The organism is Pseudomonas sp. MF4836, from assembly GCF_002018875.1.
Lineage (GTDB): Bacteria > Pseudomonadota > Gammaproteobacteria > Pseudomonadales > Pseudomonadaceae > Aquipseudomonas.
On sequence record NZ_MVOL01000001.1, the window covers coordinates 758,575 to 766,221 of the forward strand.

7 protein-coding genes are annotated in these 7,647 nt (G+C 63.8%); 3 read left to right on the forward strand and 4 right to left on the reverse strand.

The window, feature by feature from the left end; genetic code table 11:
- Positions 1-2 precede the first annotated feature (2 nt).
- The gene (locus tag MF4836_RS03335; RefSeq protein WP_078469110.1) at positions 3-1,394 is read right to left on the reverse strand and encodes an aldehyde dehydrogenase family protein; all 1,392 of its coding nucleotides are present in this window, start codon (positions 1,392-1,394) and stop codon (positions 3-5) included.
- A gap of 100 nt (positions 1,395-1,494) precedes the next feature.
- Here MF4836_RS03335 and ptrR point away from each other — a divergent pair, with 100 nt between their 5' ends.
- Complete coding sequence (gene ptrR, locus MF4836_RS03340; RefSeq protein ID WP_078469154.1) at positions 1,495-2,373, forward strand: putrescine utilization regulator PtrR; 879 nt, start codon at positions 1,495-1,497, stop codon at positions 2,371-2,373.
- A 69-nt stretch (positions 2,374-2,442) separates the two neighbouring features.
- On the opposite strand, the gene MF4836_RS03345 is transcribed toward ptrR, so the two are convergent.
- From MF4836_RS03345 to MF4836_RS03355, 3 genes are all read right to left on the reverse strand, one after another.
- Positions 2,443-2,904, reverse strand: a complete 462-nt coding sequence (locus tag MF4836_RS03345; RefSeq protein ID WP_078469111.1) for a YbaK/EbsC family protein — start codon at positions 2,902-2,904, stop codon at positions 2,443-2,445.
- Positions 2,905-3,053: 149 nt separating this feature from the next.
- Positions 3,054-4,130 carry a bifunctional DNA-binding transcriptional regulator/O6-methylguanine-DNA methyltransferase Ada gene (gene ada, locus MF4836_RS03350; protein WP_078469112.1) on the reverse strand — a complete coding sequence of 359 codons (1,077 nt, stop codon included), beginning with the start codon at positions 4,128-4,130 and terminating at the stop codon, positions 3,054-3,056.
- Between the two features lie 87 nt (positions 4,131-4,217).
- A complete protein-coding gene (locus tag MF4836_RS03355; protein WP_078469113.1) occupies positions 4,218-4,877 on the reverse strand; it encodes a DNA-3-methyladenine glycosylase family protein in 660 nt (219 codons plus the stop codon).
- 291 nt (positions 4,878-5,168) lie between these two features.
- Between MF4836_RS03355 and MF4836_RS03360 the strand changes: the two genes are divergently transcribed.
- Both MF4836_RS03360 and MF4836_RS03365 read left to right on the forward strand, forming a co-directional pair.
- Positions 5,169-7,247: a type VI secretion system Vgr family protein gene (locus tag MF4836_RS03360; RefSeq protein ID WP_078469114.1), complete on the forward strand. Its 2,079-nt coding sequence runs from the start codon at positions 5,169-5,171 to the stop codon at positions 7,245-7,247.
- Between the two features lie 25 nt (positions 7,248-7,272).
- On the forward strand, positions 7,273-7,647 hold a 375-nt coding region (locus tag MF4836_RS03365; RefSeq protein ID WP_202971952.1), incomplete at its 3' end, for a hypothetical protein.

Genomic DNA, 7,647 nt, shown 5'->3' on the forward strand with positions numbered 1-7,647 from the left:
CCTTAGTTGCGGTCCAGCCACACCGTCTGTGCATTGCAGAATTCGCGTACGCCGAAGTGCGACAGTTCGCGACCAAAACCGCTTCTTTTCACCCCGCCAAAGGTCACCCGTGGATCGCTGGCGCAGTAGCCATTGATAAACACGCCGCCGGTTTCCAGGTGCTGGGCGAAGTACTCGGCCACCTCCAGGTTGGCGGTGTAGACGGTGGAGGCCAGGCCGAACTCGCTGTCGTTGGCCAGGGCCAGGGCGTGCTCGGCATCGCGGGCGGTGATGATCGAGGCCACCGGGCCGAATAGCTCCTGCTTGAACGAGGTCATCTGGTCGGTGACATCGGCCAGCACCGTGGCCGGGTAGAAGTTGCCGGCACCTTCGGCCTTGGCGCCGCCGAGCAGCAGTGTCGCGCCTTCTTCCAGGGTGTCGCGCACTTGCTGGTCCAGTTCGTCCCGCAGGTCAAAACGCGCCATGGGGCCGATGTAGGTGTCGGCGGCCAGGGGATCGCCCACGGCCAGCAGGCGAGTGGCGTCGACGAACTTGCGGGTGAATTCCTCGACCACCCCTTGTTCGACGATCAGCCGCTTGGCCGCTGCGCAGACTTGCCCGGTGTTCTGGTAACGGCCGATCACCGCGGCTTTGACGGCAGCATCGAGGTCGGCGTCGTTGAGCACGATAAACGGATCGGAGCCGCCCAGTTCCAGCACGCATTTTTTCAGCGCGGCACCCGCCTGGGCGCCGATGGCGATGCCGGCGCGGACGCTGCCGGTGAGGGTCACGGCGGCGATGCGGCGGTCGGTGATGGCACTGGAGACGCCGTCCGGGGTGACGTTGAGCACTTCAAACACACCCTCGGCGAAGCCCGCGCGCTGGAAAGCATCGCGCAGCAAATAGGCGCTGCCCATGACATTCGGTGCGTGCTTGAGCACGTAAGTGTTGCCGGCGATCAGGGCCGGTACCGCGCCACGCAGCACTTGCCAGATCGGGAAGTTCCACGGCATCACCGCCAGAATCGGGCCCAGCGGGCGGTATTCGATCCGCGCCTTGCCGCCTTCGACCAGGGTCGGTTCGGCGTTGAGCATGCCCGGGCCCTGGGCCGCATACCACTCGCAGAGCTGGGCGCATTTTTCAATTTCGCCACGGGCCTGGGTGATCGGCTTGCCCATTTCCCGGGTGATCATGCTCGCCATCTGTTGCGCGTCGTTGCGCAGCTCAGCGGCCAGGGCCAGCAGCGCGGCGGCCCGTTGTGCCACCGGGGTGTTGCGCCACAGGCTGAACCCCGACGCGGCGCGCGCCAGTGTCGCTTCCTGGGCCTGGGTCGATTCAAAGGGGTAGTGGCCGATCTGTTCGCCGGTGGCGGGGTTGATCGAGATGGCGTGGGTGACGCTGGAAACCTGAGTCATGGCACCGTCCTGCTGGGTGGGGATGGGCGCAGGTTACGGTGGCGTTTGTTTTCTGGAAACTGAATAATACTGAGTCTTTCGTTCACGTTTGGAGAATGCCGTGGATCTGGTACAGCTGGAAATCTTCAAGGCCGTGGCCGAGCACGGCAGCATCAGCGCCGCTGCGGCGCAGATCCACCGGGTGCCGTCGAACCTGACCACGCGCATCAAGCAACTGGAGCAGGACCTGGGGGTCGACCTGTTTATCCGCGAGAAAAGCCGCCTGCGCCTGTCGCCGGCCGGCTGGAGTTTTCTCGACTACGCCCGGCGCATCCTCGACCTGGTGCAAGAGGCCCGGGCCACGGTGGCCGGCGAAGAGCCCCAGGGCTCGTTTTCCCTGGGCTCCCTGGAAAGCACGGCGGCGGTGCGGATCCCCGGGTTGCTGGCGGCCTACAACCAGCGTTACGCCAAAGTTGAACTGGACCTGTCCACCGGCCCCTCCGGGACCATGATCGACGGCGTACTGGCAGGGCGCCTGGCGGCGGCTTTTGTCGACGGCCCGGTGCTGCACCCGGCCCTGGAAGGCGTGCCGGCGTTCGAAGAGGAAATGGTGCTGATCGCGCCGCTGCACCACCGGCCGATCCAGCGCGCCCGAGAGGTGAACGGCGAAAACATCTACGCCTTTCGCGCCAACTGCTCGTACCGGCATCACTTCGAACGCTGGTTCACCCAGGACGCGGCGGTGCCGGGGAAGATTTTCGAAATGGAGTCCTACCATGGCATGCTCGCCTGCGTCAGCGCCGGTGCCGGCCTGGCGCTGATGCCGCGCAGCATGCTCGAAAGCATGCCCGGGTGCAGCACCGTGAGCATCTGGCCGCTGTCGGAAGCTTTTCGCTATTTGCGCACCTGGCTGGTGTGGCGCCGGGGCACAGTCTCGCAAAGCCTGACCATGTTCGTGCGCTTGCTGGAGGAACGCGGGGTGGTGCAGCCCCAGGCTTGATCGAAGGGTGTGTTCAGCCCGCGGGACTACAGGCTGTCCATGCCATTCTCGGTCCTTGACGTTGGAGGGTCAGGCCTGGGCCACGTCGACCCATTGCGCGCTGACCAGTTGCGCCATGCGCAGCGGGCAGATGCGTACCGCAGCGTTGGTCGCGCCGCCGGCGGGCAGCACTTCGTCGAATTGCTTGAGCGAGACATCGCAGTACACCGCGACGGTGTCCGGCACGCCGAACGGGCAGACGCCACCTACCGGGTGGCTGGTATGGGCCTGCACTTCGCTGGCGTCGAGCATCTTGGCCTTGACCCCGAAGTGGCTCTTGAATTTCTTGTTATCCAGGCGTGCGTCGCCACGGGTCACGATCAGGATGACCTGGTCGTTGACCCGCAGCGACAGGGTCTTGGCGATTTGCCCCGGTTCGACATTGTGCGCGCTGGCGGCGAGGGCGACGGTGGCGGTGCTTTCTTCGAGCTCGATGACCGAGAGGTCGGAAGCGTTTGCGGCGAGAAAGTGTTTAACGGTTTCCAGGCTCATGGCGGCTCCTTGAGCGGTCTGTCAGTGCGGTCCGGGGTGGCGGCAACGCGGCAGGGCGACCCGCGCGGGGCGCGGTCGAGGTCGGTCACCTTAACGGGTGCGGCGGCCATCATGCCAGTGTTTGTCGGGGACCAGGAGCGCGCGCCGACTCACTGCGCCTCACGCTCCAGCAGTTGGCGCTTGCGCTCCACGCCCCAGCGGTAGCCCGACAGTTGGCCATCGCTGCGCACCACCCGATGGCAGGGAATGGCCACCGCCAGGCTGTTGGCGCCGCAGGCCTGGGCCACGGCGCGGAAGGCTTTCGGCGCGCCAATGAGTTTGGCGATCTCGGCATAGCTGGCGGTGCTGCCCGGCGGGATGCTGCGCAGGGCCTGCCACACCCGCTCCTGAAACGCGGTGCCGCGCAGGTCCAGGGGCAGGTCGAGGCCGAGGGCCGGGGCCTCGATAAACCCCACGACCTTGGCCACCAATTGCTCGAACTGCCGGTCGCCACCGATCAAGCGCGCCTGGGCAAAGGTGTCTTGCAGTTCCGTGACCAGGGCTTGGGGGTCATCGCCCAGCAAAATGGCGCAGACCCCGCGGTTGCTTTGCGCCACCAGGATGGCCCCCAGCGAGCATTGACCGACGGCGAAGCGAATCTCGGTGTTGGCCCCACCGGCGCGGTACTCGCCAGGCTTCATGCCCAGTACGTCGTTGGAGGATTCATAGAAGCGGCTGTTGGAGTTGAAGCCGGCGTCATACAACGCCTCGGTCACCGAGCCGCCACGTGTCAACTGTTGGCGCATCTTCCTGGCCCGGTGCGCGCTGGCGTAGGCCTTGGGTGTCAACCCGGTGATGGCCTTGAACACCCGGTGGAAGTGATAAGGGCTCAAGCCCAGTTGCTGCGCCAGGGCATTCAGGCTGGGCGCAGCCTCGGCCTGCTCGATGAGCTGGCAGGCGCGGGTCACCAGGGCGGCATGCTGCTGCGCGGTGCTGGTCTGATCCGCCGCCGCGCGCCTACTGGGGCGATAACCTGCAGCTTCGGCCTGCTCGGCAGTATCGAAAAACTCGACGTTGTGCCGCCGTGGCAGGCGCGCTGAGCTGCTGGGGCGGCAGTAGACCCCGGTGGTTTTCACCCCGTAGACAAACTGCCCGTCGGCGCCTGGGTCGCGAGCCTCTATCGCCAGCCAGCGCCGATCGTCTTCAGACTCGGCGCCAGGGCTGTGGGGCAGGGTGGGTTGCTTCATGTCGGCTCTCTGGGGTAGGTCAGGTTGCAAGCAGCATAGGCCGATTTCCGGCGTCGAAAACTCCGAGTCTTGCGCTTGAATTGATGCTCAATCCGTGGTGTCCGCGCCCCGGGCCGGGTGTGCCTGAACCCGCCATAAATACCAGGCCGCCACGGTGCGGTAGGGGCTCCAGGCCTGGGCGGTATCGGCCATCTGCTTGCGGGTCAATTGTGCTTCCAGGCCTTGCAGGCGCCGGTAGCCCTCACGCACGCCGAAATCGTCGACGGGCAGGATATCCAGACGTTCCAGGGTGTAGATCAACAACATCTCAACGGTCCACTGGCCCACCCCGCGCAAGGCGACCAGGCGCTCGATCAAGGCTGCATCGGTCATCTGCAGCGCTTGTTCATAGCTGGGGATCACCCCGTTTTGCGCCGCTTCGGCCAGGCCCTGGATAGTTGCCAGCTTGCTCGCGGAAAAACCGCAGCCACGCAAGGTGTGTGGATCGGTGGCGATAATCTGTGCCGGGCTGGGGAATGCCTGGCCGGGGTACAACGCCAGCAGCCGCCCGAGGATCGCGTCGCCGGCCCGGGCATGCAATTGCTGATAGGCAATCGCCCGCACCAGCGCCTGGAAAGGGTCGCGGGTCGGTTTGGGCTGATGCAGGCAGCGGCCCACCCGCTGGATATGGGCGGCCCACTGTGGGTCCAGCGCCGCCAGAAACGCACTGGCGTCGGCATAAGGGTCATCAGTGGCGGCGACGGGCATGGCGGTACCTGAAAAGTCGTGGGTCCAAGGGCTCTTTGCCGGAGCATGGTAGGGGACGCCGGGGTGGGTTGCACTCGGCGTCTTGCGCTTGAACTCCGGGGTGTGGCTAGGGGGATTTTCGGATCAACAAAGGGAGCCAGGTTCCAGATCAGGTGATTTAAGCGATTTTTCTGTGGGTCTTTTCAGCAAGGTCTCATATCTGTGGGCCATGAAACACGTGCAGGCTTCTGCGGGCTACACCCAGGCATGCCCACTTTTGAGGGCCTGCAATCAGGTTGCCGGGAATAGAGCATGCCAAGCCAATCCGATATGCGTTTTACCTTCAGTATTGGTAACGAGTCTTTTGACGTTGTTGAGTTCGCGCTCCATGAAGCGCTGTCCGAGACCTTTCATCTTTGCGTCGAACTGAGCAGCGCCAATCCCGCCATCGACTTTGGGCAGGTGCTGGATCGTCCGGCGTTGCTGACGCTCTGGCATGGCGAAACGCCGACGCGCTATGTGCATGGCGCCGTGTCCTCCTTCGTCCAGCACGACAGCGGCTTCAGGCGTACGCGCTATTCGGCAGTGATTGAGCCGCGCTTGGCGCGATTGAAGCTCAGCTCCGACTGGCGCATCTTCCAGACCCTTACCGTGCCGCAGATTACCGAGGCGGTGCTCAAGGCTCACGGGCTGACTCGAGACTACGAACAACGGGTCACCAACGAGCATCTGTCACGTGAGTACTGCGTGCAGGCGGGCGATACGGACTACCACTTTGTCGAACGCATCATGCGCGAGGAAGGGTTCTTTTATTCCTTTCGACACAGTGCAGAAGGTCACCAACTGGTCCACAGCGACCGCCTGTTTATCCACGGTCGGGTGGGCGATGAGCCGGTGCAATACAATCCCACGCCCGGCGGTGATCAGCCTCAGCCTGCACTTCGCCGATTCGCCTACAGTGAAAACGTACGCACGGCGCGCCAGACCCAGCGCGACTACACCTTTCACCATCCGCGCTATGGCCATCAGCATAGTCGTGATGGCGCCGATCTCGACCATCAAGGCCGACAGTACGAACGCTACGATTATCCGGCACGCGCCAAGTTCGACGAGGCCGGCAAACCCTTCGCTGAAAACCGCCTACGTGGCCACCGCCGTGATGCGCGCATGGCCCTGGTGGAGGGTGATGATCCGCGCCTGCAACCGGGCATTTCCTTCACCCTTGCGGGCCACCCACGGGAAGACATGAACCGAGGCTGGCGCCCGATCAGCATCGTTCACCATGGCAAGCAGCACACCAGCCAGGCTGTAGTGGGTGCCGAGGCGCAACTCGGCACCCACTACAGCTACAAGGCCGAACTGGTGCCGGACGACGCCGAATGGCGCGCTGAGCCGCTGCGCAAACCATTGATCGACGGCCCGCAAAACGCCACGGTAGTCGGCCCAAAAAATGAGGAAATATTTACCGACGAATACGGCCGCGTGAAGGTGCAATTCCCCTGGGATCGCGAGGGCAAGCAGGACGAATACAGCTCCTGCTGGATCCGCGTTTCGCAAAACATCTCCGGCGCCACCTGGGGCCATATGGCCATTCCGCGTATCGGTCAGGAGGTTATCGTCGACCATTTCGACGGCGACCCGGACCAACCGATCATCACCGGCCGCACCTACAACCGCCTGCAACTGCCGCCCTACGAACTGCCCCGGCACAAGACCCGGATGACCCTCAAAAGCAAAACCCACAAGGGCGAAGGCTTCAACGAACTGCGTTTCGAGGACGAAAAGGATCAGGAGGAAATCTACGTCCATGCGCATAAAGACCAGAACATCCACATCAACCACGACGAGACGACTTTCGTCGGCAACGACCGCAGCGAACAGGTCGAGCACGACGAAACCGTTTCTATCGGTCACGACCGCAAGGAAACAGTCGGCAACGACGAACAAGTGAACATCGGCCAAGACCGCCGCCACGATATCGGCCAGGACGACTCCCTGAGCATCGGCCGTAACCACACAATCCGCACCGGCAAAGACCGCACCGAAGAGGTCGGTAACCACCGCCGCGACAAGACCACGGCCAACCACTGGGTCAGCATCGGCGGGCATCAGGAACTCACCATCGAAGGCCGATCCGAACTGCAGGCAGGCCAGGCGATTCGCCATCGCTCGCGGGTCATCGAACTACAAGCCGGCGAAGTGATGCGCATACGTGGCCCTGGCGGGACCATCACCTTGCACGATGGCGGCATCACCCTGGACGGCGTCGCCATCAACATCAAGGGGCCGCTGAAACAGCAGGCTGGTGGCAGCGGCTACGCGCTGTCCCTCGATGGCCAGCCAATGCCCGGTCTTCCCTTTGATCCGACCAGCCTGCCACTGTCCGAGTAGCGGCCCGGCCCCAGGAGCGCTTTAGATGCTTGTCAGCTTCCCCTTCCTGCGCAACGCCGATCTTCAAGAGACGGATACGATCGACGATGGCACCTTCAATCTGGGCGAGAAAAGCGGCAAGGGGGCCTTTCCTGTCAGCCACCAGTTCGGCTGGCATGGCGGCGTGCACCTGGTAGCCCCAGGCGCACCGAACGATCCCGAACCCGTCCGCGCCATCGCCGATGGTGAGGTCGTGTTTGCCCGTCACAGCGACCCGATGCCGCTCAACAGCCCCAGCGCCGAGGTCCAGGCCGCCCACCCACTGCTGTACTACACCGGCTGGACCAGCAATGGCGTCATGCTCATCAAGCACCAAACCGAGATCGGCGAAGGGGTGGGTGTGACCTTCTATTCCATCTAC

Coding starts and splice junctions, on each gene's coding strand:
- MF4836_RS03335 (WP_078469110.1), bottom strand. CDS start 1,394: ATGACTCAGGTTTCCAGCGTCACCCACGCCATCTCGATCAACCCCGCC.
- MF4836_RS03345 (WP_078469111.1), bottom strand. CDS start 2,904: ATGAGCCTGGAAACCGTTAAACACTTTCTCGCCGCAAACGCTTCCGAC.
- ada (WP_078469112.1), bottom strand. CDS start 4,130: ATGAAGCAACCCACCCTGCCCCACAGCCCTGGCGCCGAGTCTGAAGAC.
- MF4836_RS03355 (WP_078469113.1), bottom strand. CDS start 4,877: ATGCCCGTCGCCGCCACTGATGACCCTTATGCCGACGCCAGTGCGTTT.
- MF4836_RS03360 (WP_078469114.1), top strand. CDS start 5,169: ATGCCAAGCCAATCCGATATGCGTTTTACCTTCAGTATTGGTAACGAG.